The sequence below is a fragment of the Agarivorans gilvus genome (genome assembly GCF_001420915.1).
GTDB classification, from domain to species: domain Bacteria; phylum Pseudomonadota; class Gammaproteobacteria; order Enterobacterales; family Celerinatantimonadaceae; genus Agarivorans; species Agarivorans gilvus.
In genome coordinates this window covers 4,212,639-4,238,754 of sequence record NZ_CP013021.1, presented here as the reverse complement: position 1 = coordinate 4,238,754, position 26,116 = coordinate 4,212,639, and the positions used below count along the sequence as shown (strand labels likewise).

Below are 26,116 nucleotides of genomic sequence, written 5' to 3'. Positions count from 1 at the left end.
GGTGCCCTATCAAATACCCATCAACTATTCAGCGATGATGTAAAGGTCTTTAGAGTAAATTTTATCTTCGGCGTTGTTCATTGGGTAACCACCTACGGTAGGTTTAACCAAACGCGCATTTACGTAGTGATAAATCGGGGCCAACGGCATGTCTTGAGCGAGCTGCGCTTCGGCTTGACGATAGTTGTCAGCACGAACAGCGTCATCCACCGCAGCCATCGCTGCATTCATGAAGCCATCGTATTTTGGACTATTGTAGAATTGGTCGTTATTGCCATTATTGCTTTGCATCAACGATAAGAAGGTAGACGCTTCATTGTAATCACCACACCAACCGGCGCGAGTCACGTCGTAATTGCCATTACGGCGATTATCGAGGAAGGTTTTCCACTCTTGGTTTTCTAAGTTAACTTTAACCCCCAAGGTTTTTTTCCACATTGATGCCACCGCAATAGCGATTTTCTTGTGGTTTTCACTGGTATTGTAAAGCAAAGTGAATTCTAAAGGCTTGTCTTTGCCGTAACCCACTTCAGCGAGCAACTCTGCCGCTTTGGCGTTGCGCTCTTTCTGCGTCCAGGTTGCGTATTCAGGGGTATCGAAGTGCAAGCCCGCGACTTTCTGATGAGCGAAGTTATAAGCGGGTAGCTCACCTTTACCTACGATGTACTTAGCCACAGCATCACGATCAATCGCGTAAGACAATGCTTTGCGCACTCGAACATCATCAAATGGCGCTTTTTTATTGTTAAAACCGTAGTAGTAAGAACATAAGTACGGGGTTACTTTCAACGACTCAGGCTGCTCTTTTTGCATACGCTTGAAGTGCTCATTGGCCATTTCGTAAGTCATGTCAATTTCGCCCGCCAAGAAACGGTTCATATCGGTCACTTGGTTTTCGATGGGCAGGTAAGTTACTTTGTTAATAACGGTGTGCGCGTTATCCCAGTAGTGCTCGTTACGTTCCATCACAATTTTTTCGTTCACCACCCACTCGGCTACTTTATACGCGCCATTACCGACAAAGTGCTCTGGTAGTGTCCACTTATCACCAAACTCTTCTACAGTGGCGCGGTGCACTGGTTTTAAAGTGGTATGTGAAGTCATCGCCACGAAATAAGGCAGCGCTTGTTCTAATTTAATCTCGAGGGTGTAGTCATCTAGCGCTGTTACCGCTAGTTCTGAGGCTGGTTTTTTTCCGTCAATAATGTCTGCGGCGTTAACCATGGTGGTCATTTCTAAGAACCACGAATAGGGAGCTGCAGTTTTAGGGTCAACCGCGCGTTTAAAGCTATATTCAAAATCGTGGGCTGTCACAGGGTCACCGTTTGACCACTTGGCATTTTTGCGTAGGTGAAAAACAAAAGTCTTGTTGTCTTTAGTTTCCCATGACTCTGCAACACCAGGTACCAAATTGCCATCGCCATCTTGGTTGACTAGGCCTTCCAGTAGTTCACGAATTATATTTGACTCTGGCACACCTTCAGTTTTATGGGGGTCTAAAGAGGCGGGTTCTGCGCCATTACCGCGAACTAACTCCTGAACAGCGGCAAGTTTTACCCCCGCAGGCACGTCGGCAGCAAACGAATTAGTAGCGAATGAGCTTAGTACAGCAGCACTAATCAGGCAGACAGCTAAAGATTTAGCAGTTTTCATTATCATCTCCATATTTACGTGTTGCGAGAAAAACAACAACGAAATTTCCATTCACTTTACATGAATATTAAATCAGTACATTATTCTAAAAAAACACACTTCAACGCAAGATGCTACACCCTAATCAAAAAAACAACAAATAATCCGTTGCAATTTATCTAGTCTCACTCTCAATAATTCTTGTTGAATAGCGGGTTTTTATTATTAATTCACTGAGTTAAGCTAGGATGTGAAATTTTAATCAAACAGAATAGTCACATTACATACAACCTAGTCACTATTGACTTAACAATCAAATATAGACTTTCAGTAAATAATTTACATTTTTTGCTGAGATGCCATAAATAACAGAAATAGTTGTAATATTTTCTAGTGATTTATTTACATTTGTAACTTAGCAACACATGATCTGGATCAAGCTGTACCTCCAAAGGGCTACCTATAATTGCCAGCGAAAGTTAATTACTAAACCAATCGCACGGTAAATTACAGACTATACTTTGGCGGTTAAACATTCAGTGTAGGTTTACTAATTAGTTTTAGTTTAAATGAGGAGAACAGGATGCCTGTAGGTAATATTGATGAGTTAAACGCAATGGTTGCACGAGTGAAAGCAGCGCAAGCTGAATTCGCTTCTTACAGCCAAGAGCAAGTGGACAAAATTTTCCGCGCTGCGTCACTCGCTGCTTCTACAGCACGTATTGAACTAGCTCGCATGGCCGCTGAAGAGTCTGGCATGGGCATTATGGAAGACAAAGTGATCAAAAACCACTTCGCTTCTGAGTTCATTTACAACAAATATAAAGATACTTTGACTTGTGGCGTTATCGAGCGCAACGACGAAGGCGGTACTATTACTATCGCTGAACCAGTAGGTATCGTTTGTGCCATCGTACCCACCACCAACCCAACCTCTACTGCTATCTTTAAAGCGCTTATCAGCCTTAAAACACGCAACGGTTGTATTTTCTCTCCACACCCACGTGCTAAAAACGCGACTAACTTCGCAGCTAAATTAGTACTAGATGCAGCAGTAGCTGCCGGTGCGCCAAAAGACATCATTGGCTGGATTGACCAACCTTCTGTAGAGCTTTCAAACGCACTAATGAAGCACGACGATATCGCTCTTATCCTTGCAACTGGTGGTCCAGGCATGGTTAAAGCTGCTTACTCTTCAGGTAAGCCTGCAATTGGTGTAGGTGCGGGTAACACACCTGTAGTTATTGACGAAACTGCTGACGTTAAACGTGCTGTTTCTTCAATTCTAATGTCTAAAACTTTCGATAACGGCGTTATCTGTGCTTCTGAGCAAGCTGCCATTATCGTTGAGTCTAAGTACGATGAAGTTATCGCTCGCTTTGCTAAATACGGCGCAGCTGTACTAAGCAAAGCAGACGCAGACAAAGTACGTAAAGTACTGATGATTGACGGCGCGCTTAACGCGAAAATCGTTGGTCAACCAGCATACAAAATTGCTGAGCTTGCAGGCGTAACGGTTCCTAAAGCCACTAAGATCCTTATCGGTGAAGGCCTAGAAGCCTCTTACGATGATGAGTTCTCTCACGAGAAACTATCTCCAACCCTAGGTGTATACAAAGCTAAAGACTTTGAAGACGCTGTTCGTCAAGCGGGTATCGTTTTAGATATCGGTGGTGTTGGTCACACATCTGTACTTTACACCGACCAAGACGCAAATGCAGATCGCATTGCTTACTTCGGTGACAAAATGAAGACTGCGCGTATTCTTATTAATACGCCTTCTTCACACGGTGGTATTGGTGACCTTTACAACTTCGAATTAGCACCTTCATTAACTCTAGGTTGTGGTTCTTGGGGTGGTAACGCGATTTCTGAAAACGTAGGTCCTAAGCACCTAATCAATAAGAAAATTGTTGCTAAGCGAGCTGAAAATATGTTGTGGCATAAACTACCAAAATCTATCTACTTCCGTCGTGGCTCACTTCCTGTAGCAATGGACGACTTAGATGGCAAGAAACGCGCGATGATCGTTACCGACAGCTTCTTGTTCAATAACGGTTACATCGATGACCTACGCGCCATCCTTAAAGATAAAGGTATGGAAGTAGAAGTATTCCATGATGTTGCAGCTGACCCAACACTTTCTATCGTAGAAAAAGGCGCAGCAGCGTGTCACAGCTACCAACCAGACGTAATTCTAGCTGTTGGTGGTGGTTCACCAATGGATGCAGCGAAAATCATGTGGGTAATGTACGAGCACCCAGAAACAGATTTCGCAGACCTATCTATGCGCTTTATGGACATCCGTAAACGTATTTACAAGTTCCCTAAAATGGGTTCAAAAGCTGAACTAGTATGTATTACTACTACTTCAGGTACCGGTTCTGAAGTAACACCTTTCGCGGTGGTAACTGACGACAAGACTGGTCAAAAATACCCACTAGCGGATTACGAACTAACTCCAAACATGGCGGTAGTTGACGCTAACCTAGTAATGGATATGCCTAAGTCACTATGTGCCTTCGGTGGTTACGATGCGGTTACTCACGCTATGGAAGCTTACGTTTCTGTACTAGCTAACGAATACTCAGACGGTCAAGCTCTACAAGCACTTAAGATGCTAAAAGAGTACCTACCAAGCTCTTACGAGAATGGTAAAGCTGACCCAATCGCTCGTGAAAAAGTACACAACGCTGCAACCATCGCTGGTATCGCATTTGCTAACTCTTTCCTAGGTGTTTGTCACTCAATGGCTCACAAACTAGGTGCTGAGTTCCACGTACCACACGGTTTAGCTAACGCTTTATTGCTAACCAACGTGATTCGTTACAACGCAACTAATACGCCAACTAAACAAACTGCGTTCTCTCAATACGACCGTCCTAAAGCACGCGCTCGTTACGCAGAAGTAGCTGAGCACTTAGGTTTCCGTGAAGGTAACACCGAAGCGAAACTAAATGCCCTACTAACTTGGTTAGAAGAGTTGAAAGTAGCATTGAACATTCCTCTATCTATTAAAGATGCAGGCGTGAACGAAGCTGACTTCCTAGCTAAAGTTGACGAACTAGCGGTAGACGCGTTCGACGACCAATGTACTGGTGCTAACCCACGTTACCCATTAATCAGCGAACTTAAACAAGTTCTACTTGATTCTTACTACGGTCGCCCATACACCGAAGGTCCAGACAGTGCTGACGCATTAGCCAAAGAAGTGGCTAAAAAACCAGCTGTAAAAAAAGCGACAAAGTCTAAAGCTTAACAGCATGACTCGCTAGCTAAGATGATTAGCTAGCAAGCTTTAAAAACCGAAGTCTCTGTAGGCTTCGGTTTAATTAGATGGTCCGCCTCACCTCTAAGCTAGTCTTAGAGTTTGGCAAACAAAGAGGCGAACCATCATGTCTACAATTAAAGTTCTTGGTATCGATTTAGGCAAATCATCTTTTCACGTGATAGGCCGTGATTATTCTGATAACCAAGTTATCCGTAAAAAGTTTTCTCGTTCAGCATTAGTTCACTATCTTCACCAATTAAAGCCCTGCACCATTGCTTTCGAAGCTTGTGGCGGTGCGCATTGGCTTGGCAGGCAATGTGAGTTGATGGGACATAAAGTCAGATTAATCCCTCCGCAATATGTAAAGCCCTTTGTTAAAAGTAATAAGAATGACTTCATTGATGCAGAGGCCATATGTGAAGCATCAATAAGACCTAATATGCGCTTTGTCAGCGTAAAGTCAGAAGAAGCTCAAGTTATTTCAGCAATTCATAAGGCGAGACACGGCTATATCAAAGACCGAACGGCCTGCATGTCCCGCATCGGTTCATTACTGCTGGAGTTTGGTATTGCTCTTCCTACAGGCCATAGCGTGATGAAGCAACTGTTCAACTGGCTTGCTCAGCAAAGGCAGGTGCTGCCAATGTTACTCATGCAAGAGCTAATGGAGCTGCATGAGTATTACCTGTTTCTCAATGGCAACATTGAGAAACAAGATAAAAAGCTAAAGCAACTGGTTGAAACGAACTCGATAGGTCAACTCCTGAAAACCATACCGGGTATTGGAGATATGACAGCAAGTCTTTGTCTTGCCAACATCAGCAGTGCTACTGATTTTAAAAACGGTAGAAACATGGCAGCGTGGTTAGGACTTATTCCAGCGCAATACTCAACAGGTGGTAAGCCCAAATTATTAGGAATAAGTAAGCGAGGTAACAAAGCACTTCGAACCTTGTTTATTCATGCCGCCAGAGCCGTGATGTCGAGGCCGGATAAGACAGGTAAGGTTTATGGGGAGTGGCTGATAAACTTGCGAGCGACTAAGCCATTTAATGTTGTCACCGTTGCATTGGCTAACAAGCTTGCCCGAATAGCCTGGGCAGTCATGAAGACGAAACAAGCATTTAACAGTAAGGCGTTAGCACCGAGTTTGCAATGAGAATAGAGATGACGAAAACGGTAGAACCACTGGATTAAAACCTGACATAAAAAACAGCTTATAAAAGCTTTCGGCTTTTTTGAGGATAATCCAGCGCGGAACTCATCGTGGAGCAGGTGGCGAGAGCGCCTAATTAGACTCCGAATACATTAGCGCATAACCAACCCCGTTATCGAAAATTATCATTGCAATAACGAGGCGGACCATACATTTTTATGCCTAGATCAAACTCGCTAAGCCGCTTTATCGCTTACCTTGTTAATGCTTTAAGCCTTCCCTTAGCACTTTCTCAAAGCCCCTCTCCATCAGCATGAGTTTTATACCCTTAAACTTAGCGGCTCATATCCATTCACCATTGCAAGATGACAGTGGCTTCTTAGGCTTACCGCCATACCTCGCCCTACTCTATTGCGCCACCGCAGCAATCTGTAAATGAGAATTCAAGGTATTTGAATCACCGCGTTTAAACGGCTGCTGAATACGCTTAGCTCCTAAACCTTAGCGCTAAACAGTTTGATGCTAGAAGCGAATTGGATCGCCTTGTGCTATAGCGGAACACTCGCTTAGCCCCACCACGGCAATTAAAGCCAACACAGGCTTAGCTTAGGTAGAGCTCGCTAAAAAAGGTAGAAATAAGAAAGAGGAAATGTAAGCAACAACATTAAAGACAAAAAAAGGGAGCGACTCGCTCCCTTCCCAGTACAAATAAGCTAATTAAAAGCGGTAACCAAAACTCAAGGTCACAGCATCTCGAGTTTCACCTTTATTATAAAGCGCTGTGATATTGTAGTGCTTGCCAAGCTGCTTATTAAAGCCAATCAAGTAGGCCCATGAATTGAGTTTAACCCCAATGTCGTAAAGAAACTCACCATTTAAAGCGTCAACGTTACCTAAGCTGCCGGTCATTTTCGCATCTAACGCTTGGTACTCGGCGCCAATTAAGAACTGGGCACGATAGTCGACAAACTGATACCCCAGCATTGGTTGCGCAGAAAACAAGGTGTCACCCCAGTCATTCAGCCCCTCTAAACGCGTTGCAGCCCAAGTCATATTTAACGAGGCAAAATATTCACGATAGCCAACGGCTAGAGTGGTGCCTAAGCCCACTACATCATAATCTAAATTCAGTGGTACCCTTAAGCGGCCAGCATCACAAAACGGCAGACCATTTTCCGCCAAAGTATTACACACACCAGTACCTAAACCCGGAACGCGACTATTTAACGTATCCTTAACCTCATTCATGGTATTAGCGGTGTAGTCGGCGTCAATCTCGGCGGTAACCTTCACTTTACCTAAGAGGCCATAGACGTTCCAAAAAGGTAAGATGTAAACATCACCACGCAAACTGAAACTTTCAGCAGTCACCTCGGCAAAACTCTTATCCGGATCAAAATCCTTGTCTAGATTCACCATGCCCAGCGAACCTAAACCTAAATCAAAAGATGAAAAGCCAAAGTTCATCTGCTGATTACGGTAAGCCACTGAAATGCCGTAAGGTAAAGGCAGATCGATACCTTGTCGACGAACTAAATCCCCCATAAATGGAAAAATTCGGTCCACATTAACCCGTTTTTCTAAGATACGAGGATCAGAAACATAATTAAGTTTCTCATCATCTTGAACAACAGTGCCTAAAACATCATCGTAGAACGCCACTGGAGTAACAACTACCTTCAAACTAGCGGGTTTAGATTTGAAAGAGCCTGTAGCAGTCACCACTTTACTTTTAACAATGATCCGACCATCGGCAAGGTTATCGAACACGATGGCTTGCTGATATTGTTCAACCTGATATTTTCCATATTCAAAGGGCTGACTATTGGTGATAGTCATCGCCACAGGTTGGCCTTCCAGCACTTTAATTTGCACATGCATGAAACGAAAGTAGGCTATATCTTGCGGTAGCGCATATTTGGAATACTGGAAGGAAACTAATACGGTACGCTCGTCAACTTCTGTCACTTTAACTGTTGAACGGTCGAAGCTTTCGGCATATTGACGCAGCTTATATTCTGTCTTCGTCAAATTTTCTATAGAACTTAAAGAATTGCTTTCATTTAAAGTAGGTTCGTCCCCTTCGCCATCAATATCATCCTCAAAATATTTGATTCGTAAATCAATATTTCCTTTTTTATCCGTGCTTTGCACGAGAAAGAAGCTCGATTCAGAAGTCTCCTCCCCCACCGTGACATCTTTAAGTACATGTTCAACGATGTGATCACCTTGACTTAAAGAGCTCAAGCCAAATTTGGGTAGTTCCTTGGGGATACCATATTGCTTAAACACATCGACATTGGTGTCGTTAGTGCTTTGCTCCGCTCTTAAAGGCGCAGCCAGTAATAAAAACATTGTCGTCAGACAAATAGCGGTGACTTTGGCTATCATAGCCAAGTATATTTTTTTATGTAGATATGATGACAACACCATATACCCTCCGTGGATAAATTTGCCAGCTAACTAGACTTAAGCCCAATAAAACTAAATCTCAAAACGTGTTTTTAGCACTAAGCAATGCTAATAAATCGCTTCACAGATCCCCGCCATGGCATCGGGGTCAACCCCTGCATTCACACTACTTTCCCAATCGTTGACGGTGGCCACTTCGCCTTGCTCTTGTGCATCCACAGTGACATTTCGCACCATTAATACGTTATCTGTGGTTGAGTTATAAATGTAATCTTGGAAAAGGGCTTCGCTAAACCACAGGCGCGACACGGTTTTCATTAAGTCTTTATCTTTTTCGCTTGGCACAATTTCGGTGCCACGCTCGTTGTATAAGCGATTAAAGATAAAAGGCACCTCGGCTTTATTACAAGGTTTGCCGCCAAAACAACTTAAATTACCCAAAGTGCCGAAAAACGAATCGTCCACCACATTGGTATTAAAACTCGCTTGATAATCGAAATGGTAAAGCGTCGCTAAGCCATTATCGGCATTGCGTTGCACGTAATCCCTAGCGGCACACTTAAATATCAGCTCATTATTTAATGCGTTGAACTTGCTCATATTCTCGGTAACGCCAGCTAGGTTGGTATCATCATTTACTGGCGTAAAATCTTGTAGGTCTAAAGCTGAAGTATGGTCTAGATGAATAATCGATGACAAAATCGCATACACTGGAATATTAATGCTGTCATCGCTATAAGGGATAAAGTCATCGATGCCAGCCGGTAATACCGCGCTACCCAACAAAGACATAATAATATCCAGCAGATTAGCGCCGGCAATTTCAAGGTTAATCACAAAGGGAATTTTAAAAGCTGCAGTGTATGAGTTTGAATCATCGCTATTAAAGCCCACGACCGAGGGCACCTTCAAGTCACTATCAATCGCTTGTTCGCTGACATGGTAACCCAAGTAATCGGCATACTCTCTACAGCCTAAAATACCTTCACGAATACACTCACTGTGACTTTCAAGATAAGGCGCAAACGCCAACATCTTAGCTCGTGGTTCAATGCCAGCAATGTCAGCCCCATATTTCAAGGCCAAACGTGCCCCTATCACTGCCATATCATCACCGGCGTCAATGCCGTCTAATACATCACTCACCAGCTCTTCAATCAAGCCATCAGGCAAGCCAAATAAACGACCAGTAAGCTCTGATTTAACTTTTGCCTGCAGCTCTAACAACTCGGCGATAGTGAGCTCGCTGAGTTCTCTGTCAGGGAACAATTCAGCAAGGGCATCCTCCACACTAACTGAACCTCTTTCCGCAAGTTCATAACTACGAAACGGCAAGCCAAACGGTAAGCTCTGCATTATTGCTTTGTGAAAGTAGACGCCAGCTACATCATCCTCACCTAAGGTGTCTAGAGCCGGATCGGGCGTTTGCTGTAATACACTAATAGAGGTAGCACCAGCGCCTTGACCAAATACCGTCACATCATCGGGATTACCACCAAAGTACTTAATGTACTCATTAACCCACTGGAGTGCGCGCTTTTGGTCACCAATACCAAAGTTTCCACCCTTGGTATCGCCGCTATCGTCAATCCATAAACTCCCCAACAAACCAAGACGATAGTTAAAGGTCACCGCTATAAAAGGACTGCTGCGCTCGCCCTTATCGGTATCTAAGATACTTTGAGCCACCACCACATCGGGAATAATATCCGCCGCCTGACCAGAACCCACTTCAAACGACCCACCATGGATATATACATAAACCGGTAAGCTATCTGAGGCAGAAGTGCCAGAGGGACGCCAAATGTTTAAATTTAAACAGGCTTCTGAATTTGGTAGCTCGGTTTCTGGCTGCGGACAAACATCCCCGAATTTAGTGGCATCAACTGGTTGGCTTAATGCCGCTAAGCTGGTCATGGGTAACACTTGACTATGCTCAAAGCGCTCAGCATGGGCATAGGGAATGCCCTTAATCGCTTCAACAGTGCGAGAAGTTTGCAGACCATCTAAGGCCGTCACCTCTATCTCTTGCTTAACGGCGAGTAAATCAACCCCACCTGCGCGAAATTCGACAGTTTCGTCACCAGGAACTTCAGGAGAGGGATCCGGAGTAAATCTAAGACTTGAGCTATCATCACTACAGGCGCTAAGCAAAAGGCCAGCAAATACACATGATGCATACAACTTCCATTTCATATACAACCTCTTTATCTACTTGAAAGCCACCATTAACAAACTAGTAATAGGCCTAAAACTAGTTAAGTGTAGTCGCTTCGAGAGAGAGATTACCTTTGAAATATATTTATTTAAGAAAGAATCCATTTCATAAAATAAATCTAGCTATAGAAAGGCATTATTAAGTACTTGCGTACTAATATTTGGAAACGCTACACTGCTTCGGGCCCTGTTAGAGACTATAATCTTATAGTTGCACAATGAGTCTGTATTATGCGCTTATTAAAATTTGTTACTGTTTGTTGGCTATGTTTTAGCACTTCCGGATACAGCCAAATCCTTCCTTTTGAGGCTGAATACCAAGCTGATTTTAAAGGTATTCCTCTAGCCAAAGGCTATCGGCAATTGTTGGATTTGGGCAATAACATTTATCAGATTAGAAGCACCGCTACGGCACTCGCCGGTGGGCTTAAGTACGACGATACTTCACGCTTCACCTATTATCAGGGCAATGTAAAAAGCTTAGGCTTTGTGCATAAGCAGGAAGGCTTATTTAGTAGCCTGCAAGCCATCGGCCACCCCGACAGAAATGGTGGACTAATTGTTCAAGTCGACGGTACACACCACCATTTCGAAGCTCCAGAAAACGTTCATCAACTGCTTGATGCCGCAGGTTTTTCGGTGCAACTACAAAATGATTTAAAGAAAGGCCTCACCGATCTTCATTACTATTACAACGTTATCGATGAAGTAGACAACTATCGTTTTCATGTAATTGCCGAAGAGGCTATTACCACCGGTTTAGGTACCTTTGACACGCTTAAAATTGAACAAAAAAAAGGCGACAACCGCAGCACTTGGTTATGGTTGGCACCCGAGCTAGATTATCAATTAATTAAAGCTGAAATAGTACGTAACGGCAGTACGTGGGCAAGTTTGGAAGCGACTCGCATCGACATTAAAGCAGACTCCCAACTAGCGCAAACCGCGCCCTAGCTTTCACCGCAACCGCCCTGTTGTTGGGCATCTATAATCAGGCTTTGTTGGCGTTGCGATTCGCTTTCAGCCCAAAACTCTAGCGCTTGTTGGCTTATCCAAGCGTTAAACTGTTTAATTTTATCACGGTTAAAATACGGCTCTGGTGCCACCAAATAGTAACTGTATGGTGGTTTTACCTCGACCTTAGCCAGTTTAATCAACAAACCTTGCTGAATATATCTCCAAGCCAAACTGTGGCGAACCAAAGCGATGCCTTGTACTGCTAAAGCGCCTTCAATCACCATATGTGTACCCTGATATTTCAAACTGGCTTTCGCCTTACGATGGTCAAAACCCGCCAATTTCAACCAATACTGCCAATCCATGTCAGGCCTTGTATCTTCAATGAGAGTATTTGAACTCAAGTCATTCAAAGACAAGCTAGGATGCTGTTGTAAATACAGTGGGTGACACACCGGATAAAGGTGATCGTCCATCAGCTTTATCGACTGTAAATCTGGGTACTGCCCTTTACCGTAGCGCACACACAGGTCAACTCGCTCTTGGCGAAAATCAACCAAGCTATCTTTAGGCATTAACATTACCGATAACTCTGGGTGCTGCTGACTAAACTCCCCCAAACGAGGCACTAGCCAATGTTGTGCAAAAGATGGCAATACCGACAACGACAAGCTATTGGGTTCGGGATCTTGGCTAAGCTGGCGAACTCCATCTTGTAGCTGACGAAATGCCTGCTGAGTGTAGTGATAAAGAATTTGACCTTCGGCAGTGAGAACAACTTTTCGATGTTGCCGCTCAAACAGGCGCAGTTCCATGCGCTCTTCCAACTGGCGAATTTGCTGACTCATAGCCGCAGCACTCACATACAAGCGAGCCGCGGCGGCTTTAAAACTACCTAGTTCGGCAGCCATATAAAAATAATAAAGCCCTTGTAAGGGTGGCATGCGCTCACTCACTTAAGTTTTCCTTAACTCAGTGTCAATTTTCATCGTTTGTCAGTTTAGCTCATTAAGGGTTAATTTTTAAACCCTCAACAAGGAGAACTACTATGAATACTATCTGTCAACATACCAACAAAACTGATAACAATGCATTCGAGTTACTTAAACTAAAGTTAGCCAAATCTATCTGTGGGTTAAGCGAACTGATGCTAAGACGAAAAACTCGGCGAACTCTTGCCAGCTTGCCCGACTACTTATTAAAAGACATTGGAGTAACACGCGCAGAAGCGCAACATGAAGCCACTAAGCCTTTCTGGCAAAAATAGCTAAAAAGATGACATTAGTTACCTTTTACCAAGCCTTAGTGCAAAAGCGAGCATCCATGAATAATGAAAGCACAGAAGTGAGCGCCCGCTTTCATTATTCATGTTGATGCCCGCTAATCGATTTTTGTGCTTAGGTTCAAGCATAATCAGTCAACTGCTCGCTCTTCAGCTAAACGCCAAACGCATACCAAAAGGCGTCGAAAAGCTCTCTGCCAATCTGGGTTGTAAATTTGTTCCCAAAGCCGCCTGTCAACTCAATATCTCTTTGCTTAACGACAAAACACCGCGACTAGCAACTTCCAAAATAAGACAAGGCGGTCCCCCTCACAGCCAGATAAAAACACAGCCAATAGGCGTAATCAATTTGCACTAAATCACTAGTTCATTCAACATTAGTCACTTATTAAGACAAATTGAAAATCAAGGGCTTAATAAGCCCTTATGACAAACAATACAGGACATAGCTTGAACCCTTCCTTTAAAACCATCCTGATTACCGGCTGTAGCAGCGGCATTGGACTCTATTGTGCTAGCCAACTGCAGCAACGAGGCCACCGAGTAATCGCTTCTTGTCGCCAACTAAGCGATGTAGAAAGACTGCAACAAACTGGACTGCCAGCGATTCAGCTGGATTTAGCCTCTGAGAGTTCTATTGAACAAGGCTGGCAACAAGCCTTAAAGCTGGCTGAAGGAAAAATCGATGTGTTATTCAATAATGGTGCTTATGGTCAGCCCGGCGCTTTAGAAGATCTGCCCACGCAGGCACTACGCCAACAGTTCGACAGTAATTTCTTTGGCTGGCATCATTTAAGCCGAATCGCCCTCGCCCATATGTTGGCGCGACAGCAGGGTAAAATTATTCAAAACAGCTCGGTATTAGGTCTAGTTGCCATGAAATATCGCGGCGCATACAACGCCAGTAAGTTTGCAATTGAAGGCTACACAGATACGCTCCGTTTAGAGTTAGCCGATACTCCAATACAGGTATCACTAATCGAGCCAGGCCCCATTACCAGCGCCTTTAGACAAAATGCCAAAGCAGCATTTTTAGAACATGTTAAGGTCGAGCAGTCTCGCCACCATAGTGCTTACCAAAACACCTTACAGCGCTTGGATAAGGAAGGCCCCAGCACCCGTTTCACGCTCCCTCCTAGCGCCGTATATAAAGCCCTATTACACGCCATCGAGTCACCTCGCCCCAAAGCACGTTACTACGTCACCTTTCCTACTCATTTGTTTGCCTATTTACGCCGCATATTACCGGTCTCATTATTGGATGCCATCTTAAAGAAAAGCTAAACCAGCATGGCTGGGGACATATAGCTCACTGGCCAATACTCACCAAACAAGCCTGCTCGCAACACATTAGCAACATTTATACTACACTGTAAAAACACCCTTCAGCCCTAAAATTAAGCCATAACCTTATAAATAATAAGGCTTTAATTGCTAATGACTATGCCATATGAGCTAAGGCAGAGATGAGGAATGACTATAACGATGTCCGCCACTAAGCCCGCCACCGAAAAAGTAGCCACTCACCATTCTTTACGTGGCAAATTCCTATTCTTCTCCTTATTACTCACCTTACTCATTATTAGTTGCGGCATGATTGGTCTTAAATACATTAACCAAGTGGGAGAATCTGGAAAAAATGCCGGTATGACCTTCGCTCCTCAAGTTGATGCCACGATGGAGATAAAGCTACAGGCCACCGAAGCCCACCTGCTGTTTAAAGATATCATTAGTGGCGAAAGCAAAAAAAATATTACACAAGTTTGGTCTCTTCTCGAACAAGCCCATTGGTATGCCAAAGCACTATTAGACGGCGGAAGTAACGACGAAGGCGACTTCATCGCCAGCAGCGATCCCCAAGTGAGGCAATCAATGCTGGAAGTCATTAAAGATATTGAAGTATTTACCCAAGTAGCGCAGCAACGCTACCAAAATTATGCAAACTCCACATCGGCAGGCAGCAGTGAAGATCAACAATTTGATCAACTCTACGAGCAGCTACAAACCGTCTTAGTCGATTGGAAAGAACTGTCAAAACAACAGTTTCTATTGAAAAATGTTAACTTGCTCGGTGATGCACGCTATCTCTTGGCAAATGGTCACCTGTTTTTAGAAGAGCGCCTCTCGGGAGATGATGAAAACACTCCCGAGAGTATATTGACAAATTTTCATCAAGCCGAACAAGCCATCTCGAAAGCGAGCGCGAGTCCCGCCGTCGACAAAAGCAAACTGCTTACTCAACTAAAAGCCTTCATTGCCACCTCACAACATCGACTCGATACTTATCTAGCACAAACCCAACAATCGGAGCAATTAACTGAACAATTCGACCAAGCCTTTGCTCATTTTATTATGCAAGCTGACAATGCCGAAACAACCGTGCAGCAATCCATGCAACATGCGATGCAAAACATCAATCACCAAAGAAACAGCGCAATAATTAACCTTTCTATCCTAATCGTTATTTCAGTGATCGTTAGTATTATGCTTGCCTTGTGGTTGTCCTCAAAAATGATAGCAGAGCTCAACACGGCACTGGGCTTCTCGCGCGCCATCGCCCAAGGCGATTTAAGTCAAACCATACAGAGTCAGAGTAAAGATGAAATTGGCCAACTGAGCGGCGCCTTGCAAACCATGAACAGCCATTTAAAAACACTGATTAGCGATGTTTCGGTATCAAGTTCGCAAGCCCAACAAGCGGTCACAAGCATTATCTCAGTATCGGAACAAACTAAGCATGGAGTGGAGCAACAACAAGCAGAAACCGCCCAAGCCGCTACAGCGATCACCGAAATGTCGGCAACGGTAAATTCGGTAGCCGAAAATGCCCAACAAGCAGCCAATGCAGCCGAACAAGCAGATCAATTAGCAGAGAATGGACGTCATACGGTACAGCAAGCGGTAGCAACAATTGAAAACCTAGCCAATGAAGTGACCAAGGTCACCGAAGTCATCGACTCCTTAAGTGAACGCAGTGAACAAGTAGGCACCGTGGTTGAGGTAATAGGCAGTATTGCCGAACAAACCAATTTATTGGCACTCAATGCGGCAATAGAAGCCGCCCGAGCGGGAGAGCAAGGCCGCGGTTTTGCTGTGGTAGCGGATGAAGTTCGCTCCCTTGCTCAACGCACCCAACAATCAACCCAACAAATCACCGAGATAATTTCAGGCTTGCAACAAGGTTCCCATCAAGCCGTTGAGGTAATTGGTGAAACGGCTGGCTTAGCCCAAAACGGTGTTGCCCAAGTCAGCTTAGTAGACGAGGCCCTGTCTGGCGTAAAACAGTCGGTTAGCACCATCACCAGCATGAATGAACAAATCGCCAGCGCTTCTGAGCAGTTAGGCGCCGTGGCCAACGAAATAGACCAGAACATGGACAATATCAACCAAGTCTCTGAAGACAATACCTCAAGAGTACAACAGCTGGCCGATACCGGAGCCAAACTCGCCAGCGTAATGAAAGAGATGCAGCAAAAAATAGCGCGTTTCAGATTCTAAGCATCGCACTTAGCCCCCCAAATATGGTACTCACAATTTAAGCTGGTTGAATCCAATGCGCATGATAAAGTTGCATAAATCACTTGCTCAATGGACTCACTATGAAACCTTGGATGCGCCGCCTTAGCTCCTTACTACTGGTATTAACAAGTAGCCAATTGGCCGCCGAGCCCTCTCTCTGGCTAGCCACTAAAAACCAACAACAACTCTATTTATTTGGCTCTATTCATATCGGCAGCGAACAGTTTTACCCACTGCCAGACACTTTTATCCAGGCTTTCGAACGCAGCCAACGCTTAGTGATCGAAACCGATGTCAGCAGCCTAAGTACCAACGACCGCAGGTTGTTACAGCAAACCACTCAACAAGCAAGCGGCCACACTCTAGCCGACGATATCAGCCCAGACTACCAACAGAAGCTGGCAAAAATTAGCCAACAATTGGGGCTTTCCCCTAGTATGTTTGACAACATGCAGGCTTGGTATGTGGCCATCATGCTTAGCCAGCTACAAATGCAAAATCTAGGTTATCAAACCGAGCTTGGCTTAGATTTGCATTTCATTGAACAAGCTAGGCATAACAATACGCCGATTTATCAGCTAGAAAGCTTTGCCGAGCAGCTGACTACCCTTCAGCAGCTAAGCCATATTCAAACTTCATTACTCGAGCAAACCATCGACGATTTTGAACATATTCCGCAAGTGTTCGAACAATTAGTGGCTTACTGGAACGAAGGGATAATCAACAGCTGTTTGCGCTACTCAAAGACGACCCCATGTTCCAGCAAGATGCAGAATGGCTTTCTGAAGCGTTGTTATACCGGCGCAATCGCCACTGGATCAGCCAGCTCACTCAACTAAACGGCACCAGTTTTGTCGTTGTAGGTGCAATGCATCTGTATGGCGAAAAAGGCTTACTCAACGAGCTTACACAGCTGGGTTATGTAATTCGTGAAGTCGATCCAAAACATCTTTGAGCCATATCAATTCGTTTTCTGCTGGTGGTTTTATGCTCAACTAAGGCATACAGTGGAGCAGCTATCATGGACCTTTGGTTAGATTTACTATTTGGCAACAGCATCGGTTTAATGTCGATAGGGGTGATCACTTGCACCATCGCCCTTATGATTTTTTACAGCTACTACTTTATTAAAAAAATCCGTCAAAGCGACGACTCACACAAATAAGCTATTTCAGCGGTTGCACCGCTGGCGCCAGTCATCTATAAAGAAGGAACTTCGATGTTCAGGAGTTCTTTTATGTCTGATGAATTTGATCTGTTTCAGCAAGAAGTTGCCGGAATAAAACCGCTAAAACAAGACGCCGTAATGTCGGCTAATGCCGCATTAAATGAGGCGGCCAAACAGGCCAGACAACAAGCCGCAGAGCAGCACCGTGCCACCGCCCAAGATTATCTCTCGCTAGATCAGGTTAAGCTACTTCATCCTGATGACATCGTGTCATTTAAAAAGACCGGTTTACAACAAGGCGTATTTAAAAAGCTACGCTTAGGTAAGTACCCCATTCAAGCTACTTTAGATTTACATAAGTTTCGCTTAGAACAGGCTAGAAATGAGATTGTTAATTTTATTAAGCAATGCCAGCAACTCAACATTCGTAGTGCCTTGATCATTCCCGGAAAAGGCCACAATAGTGCGCCACCAGCACTATTAAAAAGTTATGTGAGTCAGTGGCTACCACAAATAGATGCAGTGCTAGCCATTCACAGTGCCCAAGCCATGCATGGCGGAAGTGGAGCCATCTACGTTTTGCTTAAAAAGAATGAGCAACAAAAACTTGATAATCGCGAGCGCCACGCTCGCCGCTTAGCCTAAACTAAGCAGTATAAGGAACCATTATGAATAAGCCCAATGCTTATCAGCAACTCAGCCAGCATTTTCAGCAGCTTGCAAAACTGTCCCACTTAAACGCTATTACTAGCTGGGATCAAGCCACCATGATGCCCGATGGCGGCAATCAGGCGCGTGCCGAAGCACTGGCCGAACTGGCGGTGATCATCCATGAAAAATCAACTCAGCCTCAACTTGAAGAATGGCTAGAGCAAGCTAAATCGCAAAACTTAACCTCAGTTCAACAAGCCTCATTACGTGAAATGGAACGTAGCTGGCGCAATAGCACCGCCCTACCCGCCGATTTGGTTAAGGCCAAGTCGCTAGCAACGGCGCGCTGCGAGCACGCCTGGCGAGAACAGCGAAAAGCCAATAACTGGCAAGCCTTTCAAGTGAACTTACAAGCAGTGATGCAATTAGCCATAGAAGAAGCGCAGATCCGCGCCGATAAAAGTGGCTTGAGCCGCTACGATGCCATGCTGGATCTCTACGAGCCAGGCATGCAAATGCAACGCTTAGACCTAGTGTTTGGTGAATTACAAACTTGGCTACCGCAATTAATTCAAGAAGTGGTAGATAAACAAGCCTCTTGGCCTAAATTAAAGCAATATGGCAATTTCCCCAGCGAGCAACAGAAGCAACTGGGTCTAGCGGTAATGCAAAAACTACAGTTTGATTTCAAGCATGGTCGTTTAGATGTAAGTGCTCACCCCTTCTGTGGAGGCGTGCCCAGCGATGTTCGAATTACCACCCGTTATGAAGAAGAAGATTTTACTCGCTCACTAATGGGAATAGTTCACGAAACTGGTCATGCCCGTTATGAACAAAACCTGCCTCTCGACTTAGTTGACTTACCAGTGGGTCAAGCCCGCTCCATGGGGATCCACGAGAGCCAAAGCTTATTCTTTGAAATGCAACTCGGGCGCAGCCAAGCCTTCGTAGAACAGCTACATCCCTTAGTTAAACAGCACTTAACACAGGCTAAGAACATGCCACTTAGCGAACTGCAGCAGCACTACCTTAGCGTTAAGCCCGGCTACATACGGGTAGATGCCGACGAGCTGACCTACCCTGCTCATATTATGTTGCGTTACCAGTTAGAGCGAGACTTGATTAATCAAGAGATAAAAGTGGCCGACATTCCTGAGTTATGGGATCAAAAAATGCAACAATACTTGGGACTATCGACGAAAGGCAATGATAAGAATGGCTGCATGCAAGACGTACACTGGCCAGCGGGCCTGATTGGCTACTTCCCTTCCTATTCACTAGGTGCGATGTATGCGGCGCAGTTCCACGCCGCACTAGTAAAAGCGAAACCCGATACCCCAGATGCGGTGGCTAAAGGTGACTACAGTGGCGTATTTGCTTGGCTAAAACAACATATTTGGTCTCAGGCTAGCCTGTATGAAACAGATGAGCTAGTCGAAAGAGCCACCGGTGAAAGCTTAAATCCAGCGTATTTCCAACAGCACTTACGCTCTCGCTATTTGTAAACGATGCGGACAAGGTCGCTGGCCTTGTCCCTCGCCAATTTAGCTAATTAGTATTCAATACCAGCCACTCATCTACCGCTCTGGCCTCTTGGCCGCTGAGCTCACAAATGTCCTTAAACTGCCAAATGAACTGCTGCTTGAAAAAGCCCTTAATGTCATCAATCTGGCCATTCACCGCCACATGTTTTTTAGGCGCTACATCACCCACAACCTCGCCACCAAAGGCCAACAAGGTTAAGGGATCGGCATATAAATCAACGGTTAGTTCGAAAAAACGTGTATTATCAGTAAAACTGAGCGTTTTTGTTCTATTCTTCGTTGCTAGGCACGGGCCTAAATGAGGAGCATCACTAGTCATAACAGACCTTCTTTACGTAAATCAGAGAAAAACCAAGCATCCCTGTTACATAAATTGCCCTTACTAATTTCAGGTCAAGTCCATCAAATTAGACTAATTATCACACAAGTTCATCATTAAAACACCCGCTAATTATAGTATCTTGAATAAAGCTACGATAATCACAAGTTTAAGACTAGTTTTTCGTCTTGTTTTGCTATTTGTAATGCATCAGGCATAATCCAAAGCATTGCAAAATCAGCCAGAGAAAATACAGCCTATGTATAATGCCGAAATTACCGGTTGGGGCAAATGTATGCCACCAGCCCGCCTTACTAACCACGATTTAAGCACTTTTCTCGACACATCCGATGAGTGGATTAGTAGCCGCACCGGCATTAAAGAGCGCTGTATTTCCCATGTTGATCTCGCCGATTTAGCCGCTAATGCGGGTTTACACGCCCTCGCCGCGGCAGGCTTACAAGCCGAGCAACTGGACGCCATTATTTTATGTACTTGCACACCCGGTACCACGGTACCTAGTACAGCCAGCCGAGTGCAACAACTATTAAAGGCCAAACAAGCTGCGGTATTTGATATGAACGCCGCCTGCAGTGGCTTTGTTTACGGTATACAAACTGCGGCAGCGCTAATTCAAAGTGGCGCCATGAAACGTATTTTACTGATCGGCGCAGAGCGCTTAAGTCAAGTACTGGATTGGACCAAACGCGATACCGCAGTGTTGTTTGGTGACGGCGCGGGTGCGGTGATTCTAGAAGCCAATAGCGATACGGAAAAAGTCGGATTCTTAGCCGCCAAATTGGGCTGTGATAGTGAAAAACGCGAGATCCTATCGATTGCCGATTTCGGCACCGACCGCCCTCGCTTCTGCGGCGTCGATACCCTGTATAGCTTTCAATTTGAAGGCCCCGAAATATTTAAACGGGCGGTAAAAGGCATGGGTGAAGCCGCGAGCAATGTATTAAAGCAGGCAGAGGTAACCCCTTCACAGCTCAACTTCATTGTGCCCCATCAGGCCAACCTAAGGATCATCGATGCGCTAGCTAAACGCATTGAAGCCCCGTACGACAACATCATGATTAACATTGAGAAATACGGTAATACTTCAGCAGCAACCGTTCCAGTAGCACTTTGTGAAGCCTTAGAACAAGGCCGTATAAAACCTGGCGACAACTTATTATTAGCAGCATTTGGTGCCGGCTTAACTTGGGGAGCGGCGGTGCTTCGTTGGGGCCAACGAGTAACGCCACTACAACCAAGCAGTGCAGAGCTAAGCCCTTGTGATAAAACGGCTTTAGAGCTCTTAGAGCCAGCCATTAAAGGCTGCCAACGAGCTTACGCAAAGGCCTAAGCGGCTAAACTTAGCGGCCGTTCTGCGGCTTTTAACGAGAAGGCTTAAGCCACTGCTGCAAATGGCTTAAGTTATTCTCGGTGAGTTTAATTTTGCATAGCAAGTATTGGCTGCCAGCCCCACTACCACTGGCCATCATCTTCATTTCCCAGCGGCAATAGCTATCGCGAAAACGCTCAAAATCATCGCTGGCTTGGCTTAAAGTTAAGCCCAAGCCTTTGGCTCCTTCACTAATAGCTTCCAGCTCCGCCGCCTGTTGTTGTAGCAGCAACACTAATTGTTGCTGTCGTTGCTCAAGTGTCGCCAGTTCTTGCTCTAAGCAGCGGTTAAGCTCAGCTCTGCTAGCCTGCTGCCAGCATACATTGCTAGGTTGCTGCGCAGCCGCACTAGCATGAAAACTCATCAACCCATAAGTACCAAGTAATATAAGCCAACGGCAGTGCGCAAAAGCCTTAACGGTTAACAAATTCAATTTGAGCTCCCTCTGTGGCAAGTTTGATACTGGTTATCGAGCCCATGCTAAGCGGCAACTGGCTCGACTCAGCTAAACCTAAAGCTTGTATTTGGCCCAATATACAGCGAATAACCCCGGCATGAGAAAAACACAGCAAGGTTTGCGACTGGCCAGAGGCATTAAGCTGTTGTTGCAGCGTCAACCAAAAGTCAGTCACTCGCTGATTAAACTCAGCCACAGTTTCGCCCACCGCCCCTAAGCGGTAATTAAGAAAAGAATTCGCCCAGCCATCAAGCTCATTTCTGGGGATCTGCTGCCAACTACAACCTTCCCACCGGCCAAAATCGATTTCTTTCAGCTCTGGATAAAAGTGAATAGTCGCATCTGGATAAAGCGCTTCAGCCAACTGGCGGCAGCGCAACAAAGGACTAGAGAGGATCTTTTCAACTTGATAGGCGGTTAATAACGGGGCGAGTCTTTCCACCGCCAGCGCTAATTGCGTGGCTTCTGCAGCCATGTCTAACTGCCCATAACAGCAGTTATCTGCAATATCAGGCTGGCTATGGCGGATAAATATCACCCGACTCACCCTGCTAAGCCTCCGGTATTTAACATGGCTAAAGCGCTCAAATAGATGAACAGTTCACTCAGCTGCTGTTGAGCCCCAAGCGCATCGCCAGTATAACCGCCCAACTTCAGCTTCAAATAACGAGCCCATAACAAAGTCACCACGGCGCAAGCCAACAGCGAAGCCCAAAGCAAAGTAGTCGATAATAACAAGGCGGGGGCAGTAGCCACACCGTCGCCAGCGCTAATTCCTTAAGCCCAATCGACTGAGCCACTGCCTTAGCTTTGCTATTTTCATTGGTTTCACGCACATAAGACATACGCCAAATCAATAACACCGCAGAACAACGGCTTAAGCTATGCGCCCACCATAGTAATAGTAAAAACTCAGTGATTGCCAAACCATTTATCAAGCCTAATAAGCCAGTAAATTTTAGTGCCAGCATACTGCACAGCCCCAGCACCCCATAGGTACCAAGGCGTGAGTCTTTCATTATTTGTAAAATTTGCTCACGTTGATAGCCGCCACCAAAACCGTCACAACAGTCGGCAAAGCCATCTTCATGGAAAGCGCCGGTAGTCCAACAGCTCACCACCATGGCTAATAATATGGCCAGGGCAGGCCCCAAAATTGGCAGTAGCAGCCATATCACTGCTGCATTTACAGCGGCGACCATCCAGCCAACTAGAGGAAAATAAGCGACACATTGACTTAAGCTTTGCCCGCTATATGTCACCGACTTTGGCACCGGGATTCGACTAAAAAAACTAAAGGCATTAAACAACAAATTAAGCTGCTGCCTAAGCCGCTTAGTCATGTTCACGACTCACTCCAGCAGAGGCAAAAGAAGCCATCTCATTTAAAAACAAGCATGCCGATTGAACTAAGGGAAAAGCCAAAGCCGCGCCACTGCCTTCTCCTAAACGTAGCGCTAGGCCCAACAGCGGATTAGCACCTAGCACATCTAATAAACGTTGATGAGCTTGTTCGGCACTTTGATGGCAAAACACCATGTATTGGGTCACCAACGGCGCAATCTGGCTGGCAACCAAGGCCGCAGCAGAACAAATAAAACCGTCCACCATGATAGTCATCCGTAGTTGTGCGGCTTGCAACATTGCGCCAACCATAGCCGCTAACTCAAAACCACCAACCTTGGCCAGCCACTGCTCTGGAGTATGCTCACCTTGATGATAAGCCATAGCCTGTTGCAAAACGGCAGTTTTATGTTGCAGGCCCTTATCATCTAGCCCGGTACCACGACCAACACACTCTGCCACATCAATATTCAAACACCCAGCCATTACGGCAGCAGCACTAGCAGTATTGGCAATACCCATTTCACCAAAGGCGACCACATTGGAGCCCTGTTTGGCCGCCAAGCTTACCCGCTCGGCACCTACCGATATCGCCTGCTGACACTGAGCAGGCGTCATCGCATCGGCCTGCAAAAAGCTTTGAGTGGATTCGGCAACCTTGCGACTCACCAAGCCTTCAGCCGCTGGCAAGTTTTTAACCCCAAGATCCACAATTTCAAGCGCAATAGCATGTTGGCGACAAAACACATTTACCGCGGCCCCGCCAGCAAGGTAGTTTTGTACCATTTGCGCGGTTACCTCTTGTGGAAAAGCGCTAACGCCCTCCAAGGCTATGCCATGGTCGGAGGCAAATACAATCATCTTAGGTTGGCAAATTTGGGGACTCAAGGTCTGCTGAATTTGCCCTAGTTGGCAAGCCAAAGCCTCCAACACGCCGAGTGAGCCGGGAGGCTTAGTTTTTAAATTAATTTTTTCCATCAGCGCTTCGGCTAAGCCCTCATCTAGCGCCTCGATGATAAATTTGTTATGCAAATCAATTTCCTAGCAGTATTTTGGCAATGCGCTAAGCTTAACCTGTTTATTGGCCGCTTTTAAGAAAAATATCAGAAAGGACATCAGTATTTACTATACTGACTCATGCGGACCGACCAATCGTTAGGAGCTTGTTATGAGCGATAGTTCTGAACTATTCCTGTTTGATGATGACGATGATATTGAGAGCCTTTCCAGCGAACCTAGTCCCTGGAAAGTACTAATCGTCGATGACGATAGCGAAATGCACACCGTCACCAAATTAGTCCTTAATAATTTTTCCTACCAACAACGCAAGCTCAGCTTCATCGATGCTTATAATGCGGCAGAAGCCTTTGAATTACTCCGCCAACATGCAGACGTAGCTATCGCTCTAGTTGATGTGGTGATGGAAAGTGATGATGCTGGACTCAAACTGATTGACGATATTCGCGAACGCCTTAATAACCACGATATTCGCTTGATTTTACGTACTGGGCAACCCGGCTTAGCCCCGATTAGAGAAGTGATACGGCGCTATGATGTTAGCGACTATAAAAATAAAACCGAATTAAGCGATGTTAATCTCGATACGCTAATGTGCGCCTCACTGCGCGCCTACCAAGAAATTAGCGAATTGCACCTACAACAAAACAACCTGCGAGCCGCTATTCATTCCTCTAGCGTTGTCGCCAACTGCCATGATGAACAACACTTAGCCAGTAGTGTTTATCAGGAAATAACGAAGCAGCTAACTAAACAGCTCCCCCATCAAGCACTTAGTGGTTTCGCTTTAGCTTTATGCCATCGTCAATTGCGAGTATTGCATAGCCAGGGGACACTAGCCGAGCTGCAAGATTGCCGTCAACTGGAGGATTTTCCCCAGCTAATACAAGCGATGCTGCGCCAAGCCTTAGAGCAACGCGAGCATGTGCACCAGCAAGGAAAAAGTGTGTTCTATTTGGCTAATGGACAGCTGCATCCGCTACTATTTTATGTTGAAGGTTGGCAAGAAAACCAAGCCCCTCAATTTGAACCCTTAGAACTGTATATTCAAGCCACAGCCATACGCATGGAAAACCGCCTGCTACAACGCCAACTGGCCTATGGGCAGTTACAACTACTAGACATGGTTTACCAGGCAATACAACAACCGCCAGCCAGCGATGAACACTTGCATATTGTGCAGCAACAAACTCAACAACTTGCTGTTCAAGCGGGCTTGAGCTCTGAGGAGGCAGAACAGCTCAGTCAAGTGGCTGCGTTCTACGATTTAAGCCAATTAGGTCTGCCTGACGTGGTGCTAAACTGTAGTTTATTAAGCGCAGAGCGCTGGAAATGCATCGCCGAGCACTACGCCCTTCCCGAACATCTAAAATCATCAGCGGTCCAGCAACAAATCAATAATGCACTCATCGTTGCTTACCAATATAGGGAAAACTGGGATGGAAGTGGCCTGCCTTTAGGTTTAGCCGGAGACACGATTCACCTTTACGCACGTATTGTTGCACTCGCGGTGTTTTATGCCGAACACGCTCACCAAGCGAACTTCACTCAACAACTGCAACAGGCTACAGGGCAACGAATAGACCCACAACTAGCCACATTTTTGGTTAAACACTAAAAAAAGGCCTCATAGTTAGGCTTCAACTAAGGCAACTGCGCAATTTACAGCTGCCTTATTTGTTGCTTCTTGCTACACTTCGCCTTTATTAAATTTGAGGGATCCCCGTGTTGCTTTGCCCTTGCGGCAGCGGCGTAGAATTTACGCATTGCTGTCAGCCAT

General features: G+C 45.3%; 19 protein-coding genes and 3 pseudogenes. 13 read left to right on the top strand and 9 right to left on the bottom strand.

What is annotated here, in order from left to right:
• Positions 1-24: 24 nt before the first annotated feature.
• Positions 25-1,653, bottom strand: a complete 1,629-nt coding sequence (locus tag AR383_RS20230; RefSeq protein WP_055734763.1) for an ABC transporter substrate-binding protein — start codon at positions 1,651-1,653, stop codon at positions 25-27.
• Between the two features lie 562 nt (positions 1,654-2,215).
• Between AR383_RS20230 and adhE the strand changes: the two genes are divergently transcribed.
• A complete protein-coding gene (gene adhE / locus AR383_RS20225; protein WP_055734762.1) occupies positions 2,216-4,891 on the top strand; it encodes a bifunctional acetaldehyde-CoA/alcohol dehydrogenase in 2,676 nt (891 codons plus the stop codon).
• Positions 4,892-5,027: 136 nt separating this feature from the next.
• Positions 5,028-6,062 (top strand): IS110 family RNA-guided transposase, encoded by a 1,035-nt coding sequence (locus tag AR383_RS20220; protein WP_055734565.1) that lies wholly within the window; start codon positions 5,028-5,030, stop codon positions 6,060-6,062.
• A 714-nt stretch (positions 6,063-6,776) separates the two neighbouring features.
• On the opposite strand, the gene AR383_RS20215 is transcribed toward AR383_RS20220, so the two are convergent.
• Together AR383_RS20215 and AR383_RS20210 are read right to left on the bottom strand one after the other, a co-directional pair.
• Positions 6,777-8,414: a hypothetical protein gene (locus AR383_RS20215; protein ID WP_198150189.1), complete on the bottom strand. Its 1,638-nt coding sequence runs from the start codon at positions 8,412-8,414 to the stop codon at positions 6,777-6,779.
• Positions 8,415-8,579: 165 nt separating this feature from the next.
• Positions 8,580-10,667 carry a carboxylesterase family protein gene (locus AR383_RS20210; protein ID WP_055734760.1) on the bottom strand — a complete coding sequence of 696 codons (2,088 nt, stop codon included), beginning with the start codon at positions 10,665-10,667 and terminating at the stop codon, positions 8,580-8,582.
• A gap of 252 nt (positions 10,668-10,919) precedes the next feature.
• Between AR383_RS20210 and AR383_RS20205 the strand changes: the two genes are divergently transcribed.
• Positions 10,920-11,642, top strand: coding sequence for a DUF3108 domain-containing protein (locus AR383_RS20205; protein WP_055734759.1), 723 nt, complete (start codon positions 10,920-10,922; stop codon positions 11,640-11,642).
• Here AR383_RS20205 and AR383_RS20200 read toward each other — a convergent pair.
• Positions 11,639-12,601 (bottom strand): LysR substrate-binding domain-containing protein, encoded by a 963-nt coding sequence (locus tag AR383_RS20200; protein WP_055734758.1) that lies wholly within the window; start codon positions 12,599-12,601, stop codon positions 11,639-11,641. The genes AR383_RS20205 and AR383_RS20200 overlap by 4 nt on opposite strands.
• Positions 12,602-12,693: 92 nt before the next feature.
• Between AR383_RS20200 and AR383_RS20195 the strand changes: the two genes are divergently transcribed.
• From AR383_RS20195 to AR383_RS20170, 7 genes and pseudogenes are all read left to right on the top strand, one after another.
• Entirely contained in the window at positions 12,694-12,912 is a 219-nt protein-coding gene (locus AR383_RS20195) for a DUF1127 domain-containing protein (protein WP_055734757.1), read from the top strand.
• 465 nt (positions 12,913-13,377) lie between these two features.
• The gene (locus AR383_RS20190; protein WP_229711194.1) at positions 13,378-14,211 is read left to right on the top strand and encodes an SDR family oxidoreductase; all 834 of its coding nucleotides are present in this window, start codon (positions 13,378-13,380) and stop codon (positions 14,209-14,211) included.
• 189 nt (positions 14,212-14,400) lie between these two features.
• Entirely contained in the window at positions 14,401-16,425 is a 2,025-nt protein-coding gene (locus AR383_RS20185) for a methyl-accepting chemotaxis protein (protein WP_083481718.1), read from the top strand.
• A gap of 101 nt (positions 16,426-16,526) precedes the next feature.
• Positions 16,527-17,401, top strand: a pseudogene (locus AR383_RS20180) (TraB/GumN family protein).
• Between the two features lie 66 nt (positions 17,402-17,467).
• Entirely contained in the window at positions 17,468-17,611 is a 144-nt protein-coding gene (locus AR383_RS21440) for a DUF3149 domain-containing protein (protein ID WP_083481716.1), read from the top strand.
• Positions 17,612-17,683: 72 nt separating this feature from the next.
• On the top strand, positions 17,684-18,259 hold the full coding sequence (gene smrA, locus AR383_RS20175; protein WP_055734753.1) for a DNA endonuclease SmrA: 576 nt from the start codon (positions 17,684-17,686) through the stop codon (positions 18,257-18,259).
• Positions 18,260-18,282: 23 nt separating this feature from the next.
• Positions 18,283-19,770 (top strand): carboxypeptidase M32, encoded by a 1,488-nt coding sequence (locus AR383_RS20170; RefSeq protein ID WP_055734752.1) that lies wholly within the window; start codon positions 18,283-18,285, stop codon positions 19,768-19,770.
• A 43-nt stretch (positions 19,771-19,813) separates the two neighbouring features.
• Here AR383_RS20170 and AR383_RS20165 read toward each other — a convergent pair whose 3' ends face one another.
• On the bottom strand, positions 19,814-20,128 hold the full coding sequence (locus AR383_RS20165; RefSeq protein ID WP_055734751.1) for a hypothetical protein: 315 nt from the start codon (positions 20,126-20,128) through the stop codon (positions 19,814-19,816).
• 259 nt (positions 20,129-20,387) lie between these two features.
• Here AR383_RS20165 and AR383_RS20160 point away from each other — a divergent pair, with 259 nt between their 5' ends.
• Entirely contained in the window at positions 20,388-21,479 is a 1,092-nt protein-coding gene (locus AR383_RS20160) for a ketoacyl-ACP synthase III (protein WP_055734750.1), read from the top strand.
• 31 nt (positions 21,480-21,510) lie between these two features.
• Here the strand turns inward: AR383_RS20160 and AR383_RS20155 are convergent, their stop codons facing one another.
• From AR383_RS20155 to cobT, 4 genes and pseudogenes are all read right to left on the bottom strand, one after another.
• Positions 21,511-21,951 (bottom strand): lysozyme inhibitor LprI family protein, encoded by a 441-nt coding sequence (locus tag AR383_RS20155; RefSeq protein WP_055734749.1) that lies wholly within the window; start codon positions 21,949-21,951, stop codon positions 21,511-21,513.
• Positions 21,932-22,513, bottom strand: a complete 582-nt coding sequence (locus AR383_RS20150; protein WP_188407456.1) for a histidine phosphatase family protein — start codon at positions 22,511-22,513, stop codon at positions 21,932-21,934. Before AR383_RS20150 ends, AR383_RS20155 begins: the two co-directional genes overlap by 20 nt.
• A gap of 5 nt (positions 22,514-22,518) precedes the next feature.
• Positions 22,519-23,318, bottom strand: a pseudogene (locus tag AR383_RS20145) (adenosylcobinamide-GDP ribazoletransferase).
• The gene (gene cobT / locus AR383_RS20140) at positions 23,311-24,351 is read right to left on the bottom strand and encodes a nicotinate-nucleotide--dimethylbenzimidazole phosphoribosyltransferase (protein WP_083481715.1); all 1,041 of its coding nucleotides are present in this window, start codon (positions 24,349-24,351) and stop codon (positions 23,311-23,313) included. The pseudogene AR383_RS20145 and the gene cobT overlap by 8 nt, the downstream one beginning before the upstream one ends.
• Before the next feature lie 136 nt (positions 24,352-24,487).
• On the opposite strand from cobT, the gene AR383_RS20135 reads away from it, so the two are divergent.
• Positions 24,488-25,954 (top strand): DUF3369 domain-containing protein, encoded by a 1,467-nt coding sequence (locus AR383_RS20135; protein ID WP_055734746.1) that lies wholly within the window; start codon positions 24,488-24,490, stop codon positions 25,952-25,954.
• Positions 25,955-26,061: 107 nt separating this feature from the next.
• Positions 26,062-26,115, top strand: a pseudogene (locus AR383_RS22740) (SEC-C metal-binding domain-containing protein); the annotation flags it as partial.
• Position 26,116 lies beyond the last annotated feature (1 nt).